General features: G+C 42.8%; 9 protein-coding genes. All 9 read right to left on the bottom strand.

Translation table 11 applies throughout. The features are described from left to right. Window positions 1-60: 60 nt before the first annotated feature. The 9 genes from AC1DU2_RS20695 to AC1DU2_RS20655 all read right to left on the bottom strand — a co-directional run bounded on the left by AC1DU2_RS20695 (window position 61) and on the right by AC1DU2_RS20655 (window position 19,613). The gene (locus AC1DU2_RS20695) at window positions 61-2,175 is read right to left on the bottom strand and encodes an alpha-L-arabinofuranosidase C-terminal domain-containing protein (RefSeq protein ID WP_477386517.1); all 2,115 of its coding nucleotides are present in this window, start codon (window positions 2,173-2,175) and stop codon (window positions 61-63) included. A gap of 147 nt (window positions 2,176-2,322) precedes the next feature. Continuing rightward, window positions 2,323-4,479 (bottom strand): glycoside hydrolase family 3 C-terminal domain-containing protein, encoded by a 2,157-nt coding sequence (locus tag AC1DU2_RS20690; RefSeq protein ID WP_477386515.1) that lies wholly within the window; start codon window positions 4,477-4,479, stop codon window positions 2,323-2,325. A 155-nt stretch (window positions 4,480-4,634) separates the two neighbouring features. Then, the gene (locus AC1DU2_RS20685) at window positions 4,635-4,865 is read right to left on the bottom strand and encodes a hypothetical protein (protein WP_477386514.1); all 231 of its coding nucleotides are present in this window, start codon (window positions 4,863-4,865) and stop codon (window positions 4,635-4,637) included. 425 nt (window positions 4,866-5,290) lie between these two features. Beyond that, window positions 5,291-6,823 (bottom strand): glycoside hydrolase family 43 protein, encoded by a 1,533-nt coding sequence (locus tag AC1DU2_RS20680; protein WP_477386511.1) that lies wholly within the window; start codon window positions 6,821-6,823, stop codon window positions 5,291-5,293. A 167-nt stretch (window positions 6,824-6,990) separates the two neighbouring features. Beyond that, complete coding sequence (locus AC1DU2_RS20675; protein ID WP_477386509.1) at window positions 6,991-8,448, bottom strand: cellulase family glycosylhydrolase; 1,458 nt, start codon at window positions 8,446-8,448, stop codon at window positions 6,991-6,993. Between the two features lie 65 nt (window positions 8,449-8,513). Continuing rightward, window positions 8,514-10,010, bottom strand: coding sequence for a glycan-binding surface protein (locus AC1DU2_RS20670; RefSeq protein ID WP_477386507.1), 1,497 nt, complete (start codon window positions 10,008-10,010; stop codon window positions 8,514-8,516). Between the two features lie 24 nt (window positions 10,011-10,034). Then, window positions 10,035-11,624, bottom strand: a complete 1,590-nt coding sequence (locus tag AC1DU2_RS20665) for a RagB/SusD family nutrient uptake outer membrane protein (protein WP_477386505.1) — start codon at window positions 11,622-11,624, stop codon at window positions 10,035-10,037. Between the two features lie 31 nt (window positions 11,625-11,655). Next, the gene (locus AC1DU2_RS20660) at window positions 11,656-14,847 is read right to left on the bottom strand and encodes a SusC/RagA family TonB-linked outer membrane protein (protein WP_477386502.1); all 3,192 of its coding nucleotides are present in this window, start codon (window positions 14,845-14,847) and stop codon (window positions 11,656-11,658) included. 560 nt (window positions 14,848-15,407) lie between these two features. Next, window positions 15,408-19,613 (bottom strand): hybrid sensor histidine kinase/response regulator, encoded by a 4,206-nt coding sequence (locus tag AC1DU2_RS20655; protein ID WP_477386500.1) that lies wholly within the window; start codon window positions 19,611-19,613, stop codon window positions 15,408-15,410. Between the last annotated feature and the right edge of the window lie 20 nt (window positions 19,614-19,633).

The raw sequence follows: 19,633 nt of genomic DNA, 5'->3' as shown, positions 1-19,633 counted from the left end.
GACATTTTTTTTGTCCTGGTATTCTTATCTGGTTTTATTTAGTTTCTTACTTGGTTTCAACTATTTAGTTAATGTATTTATTTGAAGCATGCTTACTGAATATGGATCGAAGGTCTTTGTAAACTTAGCGCCTGCCACTTTTATCCTGGAGGTAACCGGAACTATTTTTACCGGATCGCTGATCGTGTTCGTATCTTCGGGTTTATTGCCTTTTATTACTACCAGGGTACCTTCTGGTGACAAATTTCCGGCACCATTTAAATCGATATCAACCTGCTGCGGCTTTCCTGTTGTATTTACTACTTTAAGAAACAGTTTCCCCGTTTTGGTGTCCTGGGTAGCTACATAAAACATGGCGGGTATAGGTTTGGGCATTTTATTGGCGGCACTGTCCTGTTTGGTAGCAGGCCGCGTTTGGGTGGGGATATTGGCGCCCGCTATAGACACCACTTTATTGCCGATATAGCTGTTAAACATCTTCTGTACATAATACGATGGCGAACCAAAGCTTTTTAAAGCATCGTAACCTATCAGGTCCGAGTCCCATTGCCATGCTTTCGGCGCAGTTGCCGTGGCTTGATTTATATTTACAAATAATGGCGCGTAGCATGACAAGATAACCAGGTCTGAATTTCGTTCCATGCCCGTCATCCAGGCAGCATCGCCCAGGGCGGCGTTCATATTGGTGGTTGGTTCGCCTTCACGCGTTGCCCACTCTCCTACAAACACTTTATAGCCTTTACGGTCGTACTTATCATAACGTGCCGCATCCTCTTCCATTTCCCAGGCATTGCGGTAATAATGTTCATCTACCATTTCGGGCTTGCGAATGGTTAATTTACCCCTGGTACCAAGCCAGTCCTTACCGCCGATGGTTGCAATACAGTAAAGGTTAGGATATTTGGCTTTAATGCCATCATAAAACTGGGCAAAACGTCCGTCGTAACTGCCAGACGCGTCAAACCCGTCTTCGTTACCAATCTCCACATAGCTGAGTTTAAAGGGTGCCGGGTGCCCATCTGCGGCACGCTTGGCGCCCCAGTAGGTGTGTACGTCGCCCGTAACATATTCAATCTCATCCAGCGCATCATCTACATATGGCTTTAAAAGCGGGCCTGCGTCCACATGGTCGCCATTGAGTGAATAGCCGGCATGAACGGCAAGAAGCGGTTCCATTTTCAGGTCTTCGCACCATTCTAAAAATTCAAGTAAGCCCATCCCGTCGGTAGGGCGATAGCCCCATGAGCCGGTATGGCCGGGACGATTTTCAAGTGCGCCTAAAGTAGTCTTCCACGGAAATGCATCGGTCAATTTTGGGCCTTCAAGGAAATTACCGCCGGGGAAACGTAAAAAGCGGGGTTTCATATCGGCCAATAACTTCATGATATCTACCCGGTTACCATTGGGGCGGTTATGATAAGTTGGCGGAAATAAAGAGACGAGGTTAAAATAATAAACCCCGGTACGGTTTGTCGAAATAACAAAACGGGCGGCAGATGTTGGTTTAACACCGGCGCCGGTTGTTAATTTAAGTTCATATTTTTTCCAAAATGCGCTTTTTACCAAATTAATAGTCCCCGAAGCATATACCGTTTTACCGTCATTGCTTTCTATACTCACGGTTATAGGCCCGGCAGTATTATCAGCAATTACCGGAACTGCAGTTTTAGGCGCGGGAGCCCATTGCTCGGTCAATGGCTTGCTTTCCATACCTTTAATATAAAAAGAGGCGGTATAAGTTGTATTAGGCAAAACAGGTATGCCCCAATAACCTTCATTTGCAATGCCGGCCCGGCCACCGCTGGTATCCACCAACAATCTTAAACAAGTGGTTAACGCGCCATTAATGGCATGGCGCCGCTCATCTGCCGGTACATAGTTAGGGTTTGCGGCAACTAATTGAATGGTGGCCTTCGCGCCACCTTCCTTGATTACGCTCCAGCCTTCCGGCGTATTTGGATTATCCTTAAATATCCTGTTCCTGATCAGCTCGGCATACAAACCCCCATCGTACGAATGGTTGATCTCTTCGGTCATCAACCCATACAGTTGCGGACTTACATCTGCGCCGGGTTTAGTTAAATTAAGCTTAAGCTTAGGATTTTGCGCTTTCAGGCTTGTCGCTGTAAACAGGAACAGGCACAAAATTGAAATGGGTAATAACTTTTTCATCATGAAAGTCAATATTATTTGTTGTGTTTTTTACACTTATTTTATAAGACCAACGGGGTATTTCCATTGAAAATTATTTCTCAGTTTATCGGTATTCGGAAGTCCGGTTCACAGATTTTCCATAAACTTCACACTGCTTCTGAAATGGGTTTATTTAACCAAGATTTTTACTGTTTTTGAAATATTGCGTGATGAATTACCTAACTGAAGGATGTATTGGCCGGCTTCGGTATTCCATGCTTTTTTTGTCTCGTCATAAAAAGCCAAATCTCCAACCTTTACATCCAGTTCAACTGTTTTCGTTTCGCCTGGTTGCAGAAAAACTTTTTTGAAAGCCTTTAGTTCTTTTTCAGGACGCAAAACTGAACTGACCGGATCACTTACATATAATTGCACAACTTCGGCCCCATAACGGCTGCCTGTGTTTTTGATAGTAAATTTTGCATGGATGGTTTCACCCTTTTTATAGCTTGATTTATCTGTAGAAAGTTTGCCGACAGAAAAATCAGTATAGGAAAGCCCATAACCAAAAGGGAATTGGGGTTCAATTTTCTTAGTATCGTACCAGCGGTAGCCAACAAGTATGCCCTCTTTATATTCGGCCGTAGCGCCTTCGCCCGGATAAGTATTTAAAGCGAAAGCAGGGGAATCTTTTAACGAGACCGGGAAGGTAAACGGCAGCTTTCCCGACGGATTGATGACACCTTTTAATACATCAGCCAGTGCATTCCCAGCCTCCGAGCCGTTAAACCACGACCAGACAACTGCATGATTGGCTTTTTTGATTTCATTCAGGTTATACGGAGCGCCGCCCATTATTACAATGATGGTATTGGCATTAACGGCGGTAACCGCGTTAACCAGTGCCTGTTCCCCAAAAGGCAGTTCCAGGCTTTTGCGATCATGCGCTTCACTTTCATATTCCCGATTGGAACCGATACATAAAATGGCAACATCGCTGGTTTTAGCAAGCGCTACCGCCTCATCAATCAGTTTTTGATCGGGCCAGTCATAGCCACGATTTTGTTCGTCACTATTACTTGCCAGGTAGTTTGCTTTATAGCCCTGCGCAAAGCTGATACTGGCTGTTTTGCCGAACCTTGATTTTATACCGTCTAATGCTGTTATCTCGTGTTGCGCTTTTACACCGGCGCCATAACCACCCAAAGCAAATGTGCGGATGGCATTATCGCCAATGACAGCAATGCTTTTAATGTTACCTGCTTTTAAAGGCAACAAATGGTTATAGTTTTTTAGCAGAACGATGGATTCTGAGGCAATAGCATAGGCGGCCTTGGCATGTGCCGGTGTAGCAATAGATCCTACAGGGTGATTAGTGCTCATGGAGGTGTGATACATCACCCACAAAATCCTGCGTACTTTATCATCTATTATTTTTACCGGAACGTGCCCTTCTTTAACAGCTTTAAGTAAGGGTTGGGCAAAATACCATTGATCATACGGTCCGCTTGATCCCATTTCAATGTCCAACCCGTTATTGGCCGCGGCAACGGTATGGTGCGTCCCGGACCAATCCGACATGACCACTCCTTTAAAGCCCCATTCGTTTTTTAGCACCTTATTTAATAAAAAATCATTCTCGGAACACCAATAACCATTCAGCTTATTGTAGGCCGACATAATGGTGTAGGCATTACCTTGCTGTACGGCTGCTTTAAATGCCGGGAAATAAATTTCGCGTAATGCCCTTTCATCAACTATCGTGTTTACGCTATCGCGGTTAAGTTCCTGGTTATTGGCGGCAAAATGTTTTATACAGGCTGCCACATGCTGGCTTTGAATTCCTTTTACAGATTGAACAGCCAATTGGCTGTTCAAATAAGGATCTTCCGAATAATATTCATAGGTACGGCCGCAAAGCGGCATCCTGCAAATATTGAATGCCGGTGCCAGCATTACAATCTTTTTACGGGCATTGGCCTCCTCCCCTATTACAACTCCATATTTGTTAGCCATAACCGGGTTCCAGGTAGCGGCTATGGCCGAGCCATTTGGCAAGAATGTGGCAGAATCGGTTGTCCAGTTAGCCGAAGCCCAATCAAAACGCTTGATTTCTTCACGTACGCCTAATGGGCCATCATCGCAGGTAAGTTCCGGGATGCCTAAACGGGGTACGCCTGCCGAGGAAAACAGCGCGTTGCCGTGAAGCATTCCTATCTTTTCTTCCAGCGTCATTTTGCTGACGATGTTGCTGATCTTCGCTTTAAGCGCAACCTCACCTTTGTTTTGTGCCGAAACGCCGCCGGCCACTAAAAATGCCATAAAACAGGCAATGGTATATTTCATAAATATTTCTTTTCTTCTTGTCGGTGCTGTTTATCTGCAGCCGTAAGTTTCAACAGACCCTGCTTTAAGGCCGGCCAGGCCAGCCATTTTCTTCTTTTAAGTTTTCAACTTGTTGCGTGGGCATGCCCATATCCAGATAGCGTATCGTTGAAATCTTATTTTGAAAGGTAACGCATCCCATAATGTTCTAAACATTTTTGAGTGAACTTCTTAATAAGAACCAGGCCCTCGTTACACATTTTTTTCGATTCCGGCGTTAAGATGGGGTTACCGACGATAGTAACGTGCTCCTTAAGCAACATACCAATCGTATCAAAATTCTCTATCAAAGCTTTAATTTCAGCTTCATCTAATTCCGGCGCCTTGGAAATTATTTGATTTTTCATGTTCTAGTTTTTAACCAGGTATCATTTGCCGCGGATATTGTCATGCGTTCAAATAGATCGTTGTTGATTTCCTTCATGTTGAAAACAGAATTGTCAGAGTTAGAAAAAATGCCGGGACCTCTCAGTAAAGGCCCCAGGCATCCACTTATATTCAACTAAAACTCTCTCTTATTTAATTTTCAAATTTTTGATCTTTTATCTTAAAACTCCGGGTATTTTTAAAGCCCCACCCCTCTTTTCAGCGGAGTTGGGCATGCAGGCAATTACTGTTTATATCCTGCTTTAATGGCATCCATCATACGCTGATCAAGCACCTGCCTGGCTCCCAAAAGAGAAAGGCTTAACCGTTTCACCTAATCGGCAGTAACAGCTCGTTTTGATCGAACATCTACTTATAAACAGCATCAATAAACCAGCAACCGGACTTAATAAAACTTCCATTCATCAAACAAAAAACCATCTCCTTTAAATACAAAATAGATATTCCCCACTCCTTTAGGTATGTTCAGTGCTATTTGTTTGGAGAGCGTAGTCCAGTCCTTCGCATCACATATAAGGGAAACAAGAGCCGGGCCTTTAAGATTATTTACATAAACATCAATTCTACCTGTTCCTTTCACCCGGGCTTGGAATTTGGCAGGAACCTGTTTGCTAAAATCGGCTCCCCGCACCATAAGACATTGTTTATCTATTTTTCCTATGGCAACCATATTACCCTCATTGCCATCAGCTTCGAACTGGACTTGCCCCGAAGTGCCTGCAGTGGTTTCTGCTTGCTGAACAACGAATGGATTTAATAGGTTAAGTTGTGAGGGGCCTTTAAAAGTTGCGCTGACCATGGGTAAAGTCACATCACCCCCTTCATCTACCTGTATTGGTTCGATACCCGCATTACGAAAACCACCCTTGGTGTTAAAATAATCCTGTAAATACATGGCATGGTAAGCAAGATAATATTTCTCTTTAAACTTGAACACGTGAGTGTGATTGTTTGTCAAAGGTCCCACGTTAACGTCACCAGTATTCTTAAAGTAATTATCGCGATACTTCCAACTATCCGGATTTAAGGGTGTTTTACTCGTCATATAAGATATGTTGCATGCGGTTGGTTTAGCAATATTGCTATAAGGCCATACAGTGCGTTCATCCCAACTCGTACAATAGCTATAAACCCAGGTCCCATTGATAAAGTTAAGGTCGCTGGCCTCATTAAAATAAGGAGCGGGTATCTTAGAAATACTGCTGGCCAAGCTGATCATATCTGCTCCTAATTTGACAATCCTGGCATTATCCGGCATATATTTTGTTTTGGGCGTTCCGGCTCCAAAAACCAGCCAGCCTGTACCCTGGCCGTCAATTAGAACTCCAGGATCGAATGGAGCGCCGACATCCACACCGGGGACAGAGCGGTCGACTATATTCTTTCCTAATGGGTCTTTCCAGGGGCCAACGGGGGAGGTGGAAGTAAGCACGGCTGAGCCACCACCGCCATTGGAGTAATACAAATAGAAGTGCGTTTTGCCGTCTGCTTCCATTCTGGATTCAATGGAAGGCGCCCAGGAATTCTGATTCCATGGTGCCAGCTTTGCTGTATTTATGAGGCCATGATAAGTCCAGTTGACCATATCATCGGAAGACATCATAACCAGTGTACGGATATGCTCATATGAATTTTTCCCGTCCTTTCCTACATGCTCATATTGTTCATGATCATTCGTGGCGTACACATAAATTCTTCCGTTGTATTCTACAGCTGTCGGGTCGGCGGTAAACATAAAATCTAATAAAGGGTTCGCATTATTGGTGAGAAGTTTCGGCGAAACATTTGCAAATTTTTTTTCCAGTTTTTCATTGACCACTTTCGGTTTATCCGCATTAGCCTGAGCTTCTACATCTTTTTTATATCCCAAAAAAGACATAACAAGGACCGTACTTAACAACACTTTTTTTCTAAACATGCTTTTTTTCTTTACCTAAAAAACTAATACTCGTTAAGGGTAATTTCAATCGATTAATTATTCTTTAAGCTAAGTAATAAAGAGGTTAACCTTTCCCGGAGACTGGCGAACGCTTAACCAATCTCAGGGAAGGGAAATAACCTTATGCTATAATTGACACTATACTTTTACTTATATCCTAATTTAATGGCATCATACAAACGCTGGTCCTTTATCACATTATTAGATCTGTCTAAAGTAAAACCTATCTCCCACCAGAATGGCATAAGGCCATTCGCTCTCATAGTTTTGGTTGCAAAAGTTGCCCAGTCATCCACAGACTTATTGTGCTTATCCATATCCTTAGGCATATTCCGGCTTTGGGTGACGGCGGGAGTCCTCCTCCATGATGCATATTCACCCAGCACCACAGGGATACCTTGATCAACAAACTTTTTCATCTTTCCGTATTCAGCGATGAGCGCATCCTCTTCTCCAAAGGTGGCGTTACGGTCCGGCTCAATAGTAGAATGATTCCCGGCCCCCCAGTAATAAACCATTTTGCCCCAACTTGCATCTCCATCGTTTAGTAAAGTAAATGTGGAAGGCGTGTAGCTATGTACCTCAAGCATCAAACGATTAGGTACCGGATCGTGAGGCATAGTAGTCATCAGGTCAGAAGTTTTATAACTGTCGGTAGTGGGTCCCTGCACAACCAGTACCCGGTAGGCGTTTCTGCCTCCGGTAGAGCGAACTGCCTTGATGAATGTTTCGTGATAACCATTAAGTATGGCCATCTGCCCGGCATCGTCAGCCGGAGGTTCATTTAATCCGGCAAAAATAAGGTGCTCATCAAAATCACGCATAGTTGTAGCAATCTGCTCCCAAATCGCCTTTTGCATCGCGTTAACGGAATCTTTCTTTAACACATTGGCATTGGGACTATCGTGAGAATTCAGTATCACATATATATCATTGGCCACGCACCATCCAACCACTTGTTTCACCCGCGCAAGCCATGCAGGATCAATTTTCGCCTTGCTTCGGTCGCTTAAATGGGTCCAAACCCAGTTACAGGGAAGCCGTACAGCAGTGAAACCTGATTGTTTTATAAATTTCACATACGATTCGGTCAATTTACTACTCTGCCAATCACCTTCGTTTGGCGACTCCATGGTATTGCCAAAATTTACTCCCATTCCCGTGCGCATTTTTGCCGCCAGCTGCACAGCAGTACTGGTCATTCCGGTCATGTCTGGCGCTATGGGCGATGTATTATAGCCTGGGTATAAATTGGGGACCTGGGTAACCGTCACCCTTCTTGCCTGGCCGTTGGAACAATTTATAAATAAAACACCAGAGCGGCTTGCCCCTGTGCCATTTTCTGATAATGTTGTTAAATGAATAACAGTACTGCCGCTTTTGCCTGTTATTGTATTTATTTGCAACCACGAATAAGCAGGATTGCTGATGCTCCAATCGGCATTAGCTGAAATGGATAGGTCCTGGGTCCCCCCGTCACCCGTAAAAGTTATGGTGGGTGCACTAACTGTTAGTTGCGGGTCCGGATTCTTTTTTTTACAGGAGAATAAAGATATAACTGTAATAACAGATATCAATATTGTAAAACAATACTTAATTTTCATTTTGTCTTAATTTTATTTAGTTAAAAAGCCCCACGGCGATATGCTGCCATGGGGCTTTTTATTATTTAATTTTTCACACACCTAATATTGTCAATAGCGGCATAAAAACCAGTTGCAGTTGACGAAGAATCGAAATTTTTAAGGGTCATATTATAACTATTGGCACCGGTAGGCCCTAATAAATCGCTTATTTTAGTAATTGAATCACCATCCCCTAATTCGTTAACTTTTGATCTGAACTCAGTTAAAGGAATAGTTACGGTTTGCCAACCTTTCGTTTTAAAAGCTTTGGTAACATTTGAACCAGGAACTTTCCATGGCTCATAACGCGCAACATAAGTGTCACCTGCAAATTCAGTTCTGATATAAAGCGTACCTCCATTCCATGGGTGGGCCACACTTATTTCAAATTGAAGGGCCCACTTTGCAGGAGGATCTGTAAGATTTGCCACAGGTAACCAGTGATTACCCGTATTAGAATTACCCAATGGGGCGTACGCACTGGCACCGCCAGCTAAAACAGGGGAATCGAAATATATATACATAGAATTATTTGTTCCCATCGAACCATTAAAATCGGCCAGAGGGCCGAAAGCCAATTTTTCATCTCCCCACCAGGCATAACCAAAATTATCACCCCACTCAAAATTTGCTAAAAGACCATCAGTAACGCCATTTTGAGTATTTACTTTATAAGGAGTAGAAATTGTTCCATAACTGGTAACAATAGTCACTGGCCCACTGGAGTAGCTGTTCGAAGCTGGAGCCGGAAACTTAACATAAGCGCCATGTGGACTTTCTGTGAAATTTGTAATAGTAGCACCGCCAAAAGAAATTGACTGGATAGTTTTAAGGTAAGTACCATAAACATAAACCGAATCACCAGCGTTGGCATTAGCGTTGGAAATGCCGCTAATGATTGGCTTTGCATTTATGGTATCCCGGGCAGTACCGGATTTAGTAGTTACTATGATAAACTTGTCGGATGTTGTTGCCGGCATCAGAAAACCAAGAGCCGTACCATCGGCATTCGGGTTAAATTTTGGAATTTTGGTTCCACCGTATGAAAACTGCTGAACCAATACTAAATTGGTGCCGTACACATAAACCGAATCGCCGGGGGTGGCAAACACATCGGATACGGCGCTGATAGTTGGCGCCGGCGGGCCTAATTTGAAAGCGAACGTTGCTGAACCTGCTCCTGTAACATATTTTACCGTATACAGTTTGGCAGTATCAATTTTTCCAAAATCTATATTAGGGATTTTCACCACAGCACTGCCGGGGGCAAATAAAGCTGTGTTAAAAGAAGCGGGAACCCCGTCAAAATAAATTTGAGTTGCATTTTGCAAATTCTGCCCGGTTATAACCACCCATTGGCCTTTTGCTACGGCGCTATTTAAAACTGTATCATTAGGTGAGGCTACGTAATTTTTAACAGCCGCGATAACCGGAGGGGCACTGCTGCCGCCATCTGCATTCTTTTTACAAGCCGGTGATAAAGCCACGATCATAAACAAAAGCGGCAAAAAACACAGGCGTAAGTATGATTTCTTTTTCATAACAAAATATTTTAAATGTTTTAATTAATAATATGGTACCGGTGGCTGTGCCAATTTAGGGTCGGTGGTTACCTCAGATGACGGAACCGGCAACGTAAATGAATTGACAGTTGCCGGAAGCGTAATTGGAGTGGCAGTAGTATCCCTTGTAGCTTTTTTCGTTACAGGATCATAAGTAAACGAAATCCGGCCGTGAGTGGCATCCTGGTTATTAAGAAAGTTCACAGCATTTGAAGGATCATAATAAGAATACCTCACCAGGTCTATCCAGTATTGTCCCTCAAAAGCAAGTTCAACCCTTCTCTCTGTACGCAGTGAAGCCGGGGTAATCGCAGTCACAATATCCACACCGGCCCTCGTCCGCACTTTATTAAAATAAGTTAGGGCGTCACCATCGCTCGTAGTACTATTATTACCCAAAATAGCTTCGGCATATACTAAATACACATCGGCCAACCTGAGGATCGCATTATGCTCGATAGATGACCATATATCCATTGTTGGCGAATTGTTGTCTTTTTCGTTGCCAATAATGTGTTTTTTCAGGCCCGTAGCTGTCGCCTTATAACCACCCTCGGCAGCATTCAATTCGGGGTAAAAATCTCCGTTGAGCATAATAGTGGCTTTGCGCCTTACCGTATCCTTAGCCGAATACATCCGGTATAAATCATATGTTGGTTGTAAGGCCTCCCATCCACCTTGCTTTTGAGGAAGTATACTCGCGCTTGGTGAAAAATAAAGTTGTATAGTATTGCCATTTCCATAACCTACGCCCGCGGCCCATTGAAGTGCGAACAACGACTCAACGTTATCGTTGTTTTGCGCCTTGAAAAGGTCGTAATAGTTTGGCAGCAAATTTAAATTGCTGTTTTTACACACGTTGCCCGCATACTTTTTGGCACTGTCAAGCAAGGCCTGATCGCGCGAACCGCTTTTGCCTACACCTGCCATCGTCAGATATACTTTACCCAGCATCCCTTGCGCCGACCAGGTAGTTACCCGGCCTTTTTCGTCTGTTTTTGGAAGATTTTGCGCTGCATAAGTAAGGTCTTTAGCAACGAATTTATAGACATCCGAAACGATATTTCGAGGAAGCAGCGGATCTTTTATCAGTTTGCTGTTATCTTCAATAATTGGCACTGCACCCCAATATACCGCCAAATGATAATAAGCTACCGCACGAACAAATTTTGCCTCGGCTATGGCCGCATTTTTGTCCGCTGCCGAAATGGATGGATCAGCCTGGGTCTGTATAGCATTGATAACGCCATTACATTGCCCGATAACATTGTACAACCCAACCCAGCCATTTGTCACCAAGCCATTTTGCGCGGTAATAGTGCGTGTAAAAAGCTGTACTATGTCGCCATTATATTGAAAGCTGCCGGTGCCGCTCAATATGTCGCCAAGCGGTATCAAGGCCCCATTGTTCCATTGCCACCACTCCGCACCGCCGTACAGGCTTGCCGTTGCCAGGCGTAAATCGGAGGTGGTTTTGTAAAAATTAAGAGAACTTATCTGCGAGTTGGACGGACGGTCCAAAAAACTCTTTTTACATCCGGCCACTGCTGCCGCACATAGCAGGATGATGATAATTTTGTTAATTGATTTCATAAACATATATTTTTAATCGGTGATCGTTGTGTTATCTCAAGGTTATGTTTGCACCAACAGTAAATACCCTTGGCTGCGGGTAATAACCGCTGTCCCAACCTGCCTGAAGCGGGTTCCACGAACCAATTTCAGGATCCATGCCTTTATATTTTGTAATGATAAAGGCATTGGATACGTTGGCATATATCCTGACAGACTTCACAGATATTTTTGATAAAAGACTTTCTGAGAACCGGTAACCCAAGGTGATATTTTTGCACCGCAGGAATGAACCATCCTCGATCATCAAACTATTAGGACGGTTATTGCTGTTGGTATTGTCATTTCTCACGCCTACAATTGTTGTATTTGGGTTGGTAACATATACATTGTTAACATCGGACGAAGAGCCGGCAGGATCTACCATGGCCAGTTTCGCATAATTTAATACCGATGTAAAATAGGTAGTATGGTTTTGCGGATCGTTTTGCTGTATGGCCATTTGATTGAACACCTTGTTGCCATAGCTGCCACTAAAGAAAATATTCAGGTCAAAGTTTTTGTAGTTAAAGGTATTATTAATGCCATACTGGAATTTCGGGATCGGCGAACCCAAAAAGGTTTGGTCCCTGGAGTCGATAATACCGTCGCCATTCAAATCCTTAAACATACGGTCGCCGTACCAGATACCACCGCCCGCCGGAGAAACCGGATAAGGGTTACCATTCGCGTCGGCAGGCCGGGCATGGTTTAGAAGATCAGATGGCTTTGCAAATATCCCGTCAAATACGTAGCCGTAAAATTCGCCAACGGGCTGCCCCACCACGGTTTTTTCAATGATATCGTTAATCACATATGATTTCTGGCTTAGGTTAGCGTCACTTCCACCGGCACCTAAGTAGGTCACTTTATTGTTATTTCGCGATATGGTAAAAGAGGTTTTCCAGCTGAAATTTTTAGAAGTAATATTGGTAGAATTGATTTGGAAATCAAACCCTTTGTTGGTTAGCGAGCCGACATTGGCATAAGGCGCCTGCATGGATCCCGGGCCCCAACCCGATACCGTACCGGAGTATGCCGGAAGCGGCACCTGTAACAAAAGGTCCTTTGTTTCGCGGTCGTAAACATCTAATGAAAAGCCTAACCGCCCATTCCAGAACGATGCGTCGATCCCGGCATTGTAATAATCGGTTTTTTCCCACCTCACATCCGGATTTGACAAATTGTTTTGAAACTGCGCTGTACCTGCCAGGCCATTTGTAACCGATGCAAGTTGGGTTACATAGGTATTGCCCGGTATGCCCTGGTTGTTGGTTAGCCCATAACCAAGCCTCAGCTTCAATTCATTTATAGATTTTACGCCTTTTAAAAACGTCTCGTTATTAATTTTCCAGGCAAATCCACCCGAATAGGTGGTACCCCAACGATTGTTGGTTGGAAAATTTGAAGAACCATCGTCCCGTATATTGCCGGTGAGCAGGTACCTGTCATCCCATGAAAAATTGATACGGCCGAACCAGGATTCCCGTGCTGAGCCGCCGGTGGGGTTTGATTGTGAATTATCGCCAGAGTTTGTGGCCGTGCTGGCATCCCCCGCATTAATGGCCTGCACATTGTCTGAAGGGAAATTCCTTCGCCCGGCACCAACATTTTCAAAAGTGTTCTCCTGCGATTCATGCCCTGCTAAAGCATCAATATGAAATTTTTTGAAATTATGATTATACGTTAAAAAATTGCGTATGACTATATAAAAATTCTGGCCGGCGTTTGAGGAACCGTAGTTAGGGCTGGGAGTGCTTTTACCAAAACTATAAACTGGCGAAAACCTGTCTTCCGTACTAAAATCAAAATTACCGGATAGTTCATTGCGCAGCGACAGGTCTTTGGTAAGTTGTATTTCGGCATATACGTTGCCAAATATCTGGTTCCTTCTTTTTTGGTCTTTTATAATTTTTGCCAATGCCACCGGGTTGGCAACAGGTTGTACCCAACCGTTGGGGTCGGTAACACCACCAAAGGAACCATCACCGTTTGTTACCGGAACATCGGGGGTAATGCTTAGCGCGGTGCCGATTACACTGCTGGAAGTTGCATTTACATTTTCATTAATATGCGCCAATTGAAGGCTGGTCCCTATTTTTAGCCAATCAGTAGTTTTGTTATCTAAATTAAGCCGTAGGGAGTATCTTTTAAAATTAGATCCAAGGGCTATCCCGTCCTGGTTAAAATACGAGGTTGATAATAAATATTGGGTCCTGGCATCGCCGCCGTTTATAGTAAGCGTGTGGTTCATCATCGGGGCCTTCCGGAATAATTCTTTTTGCCAGTCGGTACCTTTACCTAAATATTGAGGATTGGCAAATTCGGGCCTGGCATCAAAGCCCCAGGCAACCGCCCGGGCATTAATAAAAGTTGCAAATTCTGGTAAATTTACGGTAGGGAGCCGCTTGATTATTTCCTGGTAACCGGTATAGAAATCATAACTTATCTGCGGTGGTCCGGCTTTGCCCCTTTTGGTAGTAACAACCACTACGCCATTGGTTGCCTGCGAACCGTAGATGGCTGTTGCCGAAGCATCTTTCAATACGTCTACTGATTCTATTTCGGAAGGATTGATAGCATTTAACGGATTTGAGCCGTTTCCGGGATCACCAACCGGTGGAATAACAATACCATCTATTACGTACAATGGCGAATTAGAGCCGGTTATTGACGACACGCCACGTATTTGAATAGATACACCGCCACCTGGCTGCCCCGACACTTGCTGCACCACAACACCAGCAACTTTACCCTGCAGGGCCTGGTCAAAAGTGGTTGGCTGCGTTTGGCGCAAACTGACTCCTGATATTGAACTTATAGAGCCCGTTACATCCGGCCTCCGCGCTTTAGCATAACCAATAACGACTACCTCGTTCAAATTGCTGGATGTTGAATTCAGCGTGACGTTAATTGCGCCGGCCTGCTTAATAGTTATTTCCCGTGGAGAATAACCTAAAAAGTTAAAAACAAGCACTTTGCCCGGCTCTGCGGCTATATTATAGCTGCCATCAATGCTGGAAACGGTGCCCAGGCCTGTCCCTTTAATTTTAATGCTTACGCCTGGTATTGGCGCACCATCGTCGGAACTTATAATTTTTCCCGTAATACTTACGGTTTGTGCATGGGCAGATATATAAAGAAATATGCCCGCGATAATTAATGAAATTTGGTGTTTCACTCTCTTTTGTAAATTTTTATCCATCTTTTAAAAGGATTTTAAGGTTTGATAATTGGTACATTGGTGTTTGGTTAGTAATTAATTGGTTTTTCTCTCATTCATAATTTATTTTGTTATCGCATCTTTTAGATAGCCCAATGCCCAAAAACAACCTTTGAAAACTACTTTACCGTTAGTTTCTTCACATGAAACGGCCGCCCGAACAATCAGTTAAAAAACTTCAGGTGCAGTCAGACGCATGTTTACTAATTCAAAAAAAGTTAACTGTTGGTCCTATTGGTTATTGGTGGAACATTGTTCAAAAGCAACGTCTTTTAAATACATTACCTTGAACTTATATTCCGGGGGATGAAACTATGATTGTTAAAAAGAAAGGAATACCGAATTTGATAATGAATACAGGTCAAAATGTTAACCACTTTATAATAGACTCAAAATCAATGTTTTAAATTAGTAAAAACTACTCCACTTTCATGTTTCCTTTATTTTTTTGCAAAATATTGACTTCAATGACAACAAATTGGGAGTAATTGGCTGTCATAACGCGGACAAGAAAGGGCTGGCAATAAATCGGTTAAATTTAATTAACTGTTCTTTTCATTCAGTTTCTGTTGGCGAATTGAACTGACATAGGTGGAAGGAGTGGTGTTATACTCATCCTTAAATGCTTTTGTAAAATATTTGGGCGAATTAAAGCCAACTTCATAGCCAATCTGGCTGATCGTCAACTGGCTGGTCTCCAGCAAATACACCGCTTTTTTAAGTCTTATAGAACGGATAAAGTCAACAGGCGACTTACCCGTAAGCATTAAAACTTTTTTATAAAGCGATACACGGCTCATATTCATGTTGCTGCTTAATTCCATTACCGAAAGGCTTTCGTTTACTATATTCGATTCTATATATTCAACAATACACCTTAACAGCTTTTCATCTTCATTTTCTAAAGGAGTTTCCTGCAATTGCACATCCATCTGCTTTTTGTACGTACGCTTATAGGTGTCCCGAAGGGTTAAGATATTTTTAATTTTTGAAAGCAATATTTCAAAATTAAATGGTTTTGTCATGTAATCGTTCGCGCCAATTTCCAGGCCCTTTATCTGTTCTTCATCACCCGTTAACGCGGTTAACAGCACAACAGGAATGTGCGAGGTACGTTTGTCCTTCTTTAGCTTTTTGCACAACTCAATCCCTGTCATCTCGGGCATGCTGATATCACTTATAATAATATCCGGATGTTGCGATAGGGCCTTTTGCCAGCCTTCCCTCCCGTTTGAAGCTTCGATTAAAAAAAATACATCCTTCAAATTATCTTTCAGGTAAAAGCGAAAATCATCGTTATCTTCAACCAAAAGAACCACCGGCTTTTTATTTGATCGCGGCTGTTTGACGATACTTTTATCTTCATTATGAGTAATTTCGTTTACGCTATCGTAATCAATATCATCGTCTGATGGCAAGTCCGTTTCCTGGCTGTTATAGATAACAAACGGTAGTTTAACGGTAAAACAACTGCCGTGATCGGGTTCACTCTCAACAGTTATTTCACCTCCGTGCATCTTCACAAACTCATGCGTAATGGCAAGGCCAATGCCGCTGCCCTGGTTAATCATCGACTCGGGAATATCGTGCTGAAAAAAACGTTCGAAAATTTTACCTTGTTTTTCAAGCGGAATGCCAATACCGGTATCAATCACTTTAATTTCAAGCGGGGCATCGCCGGTTTCGCTATCTACATTAAGCAACAGGCTTACCTGCCCGCCAGGCAGTGTAAATTTAAAAGCATTTGATAACAGGTTAAACAATATCCTTTCTATCTTATCATGGTCAAAACTGGTAAACAGCGAATTAATGGTGGTATCAAAAATAAAATTAATCTCTTTTTGTTCAGCTATATCAGTAAATGAAAGGTGTATCTCGTTGATGAACTTCACCATATCCCCTGGCTTGCTATGTAGTTTCAACTCCTGAACTTCCATCTTCCTAAAATCAAGCAATTGGTTTACCATGTTCAACAATCGCCTGGCGTTTTTTCCTATCATGCCCAACTGTTGTTTCTGTTCCTGGTCAGCGCGGGTAAGCATTTTTTCGACCGGTGCCATAATCAGCGAAATCGGTGTTCGGAACTCGTGGCTTACGTTGGTTAAAAATTTAGTTTTCAGTTGATCAAGATCTTGCATTCGCTTAATCTCCTGCCGCTCCTGTTCAATTATCAATTTTGCTTCCTGTTTTTCTTTCTCTGCTATAAATTTTTCTTTCTCTGCTATGAATTGTCTCCTTATTTTTTGTATTCCCCGCCGGCGTATTAAAAAGAGTGTCCCGGTTATCAGCAACAGGTAAATAACATAAGCTAAAGTAGATTTCCAGAACGGGGGCAATACCTTTATTTTTAATTTTATATAGCTGGGTTTCCATTTTCCCTCCCGGCCAATAGCCCTTACCTTAAAAGTATAATCGCCTCCGTCAAGGTTGGTGTAGGTAGCTTTCCGGGTAACATTGCTTGCAGTAAGCCACCCTTTGTCAAAACCTTCCATCATATACTGATGCTTTATTTTATTGGGGTTAAAGAAATTTATAGCAGCAAATTCAATGGCGAACACATTTTCGCTATGGTTTAGCGTTATCTCCTGTGTGGCCGAAATTGCCTTAGATAATATAACGTGGCCGTCAACTTCTTCATTGGCTGCTATACTTTTGTTGAATAGCTGAAAATCGGTAAAAATTAATTTAGGCTCATCGGTATTCGGATGTATACTCAATGGATCGAAAATATTAAAGCCGTGAGAGCCGCCAAATACCAATTCCCCTTTATTAGTTTTTAAGGCTGTAGATACGTTGAACTCTCTGCCCTGCAGGCCATCTGTTTCATCAAAGCTTTCAAATTGAAACTTATATGTGCCGTTGCCGGGTGTCAATGTTATCCGGCCCAGTCCGTTTGATGTACTTAACCACATGGCCCCGCCCTTATCCTCTAATACCCTCGAAACCTGGTTGTCGGGCAACCCGTCCTTTTTAGTCAGCGAGATAAAACGGTTTGTTTCGGGGTTCAGTATGCTTAGTCCATCCCTTGTCGCTATCCACATCAGGCCGCGGCTGTCCTGCGTGATATTATGGATGTCATCATGGATCAAACTGTTAGGGTCGTTTTTCTTTTTATTATAATGTATAAMGCCACGCCCATTTTTTAATATTTTATCTACCCCAAAGTATMCTCCTACCCAGAGATTACCTTTGGTATCCTCAAAGAGTGCGGATATATAAGGCGACCTGATATCCGTTTGCTTAAAGGGAGACGAAAATATTTGTTTGTCCCTGTCAAATATTTGCAGACCTGCCGCAAAAGTGCCTATCCATAACCGGTTCGATGAATCTTCCAGGATATTCCATACCCGGTCGTCAGCAATGCTCGTGGGCACCTTGTCATCATGCTTATAATGAATAAATTTTCTACCGTCAAAATGATCCAGCCCACCAAAATACGTACCTATCCATAGTTGCTGATCATGGTCGATATATAAGCTTACAATAATATCACTGCTGAGGCTGTTCGGGTTTCTCCGATCGTGCTTATACTGGGTAAACCTGCCTGTTTTGCGATCAAAATAAATTAAACCGCCACCATTGGTCCCAATCCATAGGTTGCCCTTTTTATCTTCTGCAAATTTATTAATATCTTCAAAACTAAGACTCCGGGGATCTGAGGCAAAGTGTTTGTAGAGCGGGAACCTGATAATATTTTTATGATAATAGCTTGCCCCCTCTCTAAGCGTACCGGCCCACATAATGCCGGTGTTGTCTTTGTAAAGCGATACAGTGTTCTGTCCCAATGATTTCGGATCATCTTCCCTATTTAATAAATAAGTAATTTTCCCACTTTTTTTATCCAATAAGTTTACGCCGCCATGATCAGTGGAGATCCACATAAGGCCGTCGTCGGCCTGAATAATACTAATGATGATGTTGGATGTAAGCGGTGTCTCTGACGATTCTTTGGTGATGTACCGAAACCGGCCCGTACGGCGGCTGTAATAATAAACGCCGGAATCCATATTGGGGTTAAACATCCAGAGATCGCCTTCCTTATCGATAGTTACCGAATAGTTTCTGCCCTTATTATTAGCTGCTTTTTTAAAAATATCGGTATGGTACGTAATTGCATTTCGTTTTACATCAAATAGCTCTACCACGCCATCGTTATAAGCAAGCCATAAATTCCCGCTTGCATCCTGCTCTATGTCTGTAACAGAATTTGAATATAATGATGGGTTGGAATTACGGTGATGATAATAACGCGTGGAAGTTTTTTTCAGCTCATTATACCTGTAAAGGCCGGAATCGGGACGCAAAAACCAGAAGTCGCCTTTGCCGTTGTGAAGTATCTTGGAAACTAACGGATACTCGGAAAGTTTGAAAGAAAAAGCCACTGACGATACATCATTGTTAAACTGCTCCGTTTCTGGGTCATAAAAGGAATATCCGTTTGGGGTTGCTACCCATAATTTTTTGCCAGGCCCTTCAAAAATATTATTTATGTAATCCTCCTTTATGGTGTTTTTATTATTTACGTCATGCTTAAATACTTTAAAAGTATAACCGTCGTAACGGTTAAGTCCCGAAGCTGTACCGAACCACATGAAGCCTTTGGGATCTTTAAATATGCAATTAACCTGGTTGTGAGACAGTCCGTTGCCCGTATTGAGCCGTGAAAATTGGTATTGGCTGTTTTGCGCAAAGTTGTTGGTGTAAGCAAAAAACAATGCTAAAACGACAATATAAAGTTTTACACGCATTAAAATTTAGTTGAGAGCTT

The sequence above is a fragment of the Mucilaginibacter sp. P4_C11 genome, from assembly GCF_056402115.1.
Note: the sequence above shows the minus strand (reverse complement) of the source record. Positions and strands in the feature narration are given on the sequence as shown.

Coding starts and splice junctions, on each gene's coding strand:
- AC1DU2_RS20690 (WP_477386515.1), bottom strand. CDS start 4,479: ATGAAATATACCATTGCCTGTTTTATGGCATTTTTAGTGGCCGGCGGC.
- AC1DU2_RS20695 (WP_477386517.1), bottom strand. CDS start 2,175: ATGATGAAAAAGTTATTACCCATTTCAATTTTGTGCCTGTTCCTGTTT.
- AC1DU2_RS20675 (WP_477386509.1), bottom strand. CDS start 8,448: ATGAAAATTAAGTATTGTTTTACAATATTGATATCTGTTATTACAGTT.
- AC1DU2_RS20665 (WP_477386505.1), bottom strand. CDS start 11,624: ATGAAATCAATTAACAAAATTATCATCATCCTGCTATGTGCGGCAGCA.
- AC1DU2_RS20660 (WP_477386502.1), bottom strand. CDS start 14,847: ATGGATAAAAATTTACAAAAGAGAGTGAAACACCAAATTTCATTAATT.
- AC1DU2_RS20685 (WP_477386514.1), bottom strand. CDS start 4,865: ATGAAAAATCAAATAATTTCCAAGGCGCCGGAATTAGATGAAGCTGAA.
- AC1DU2_RS20680 (WP_477386511.1), bottom strand. CDS start 6,823: ATGTTTAGAAAAAAAGTGTTGTTAAGTACGGTCCTTGTTATGTCTTTT.
- AC1DU2_RS20670 (WP_477386507.1), bottom strand. CDS start 10,010: ATGAAAAAGAAATCATACTTACGCCTGTGTTTTTTGCCGCTTTTGTTT.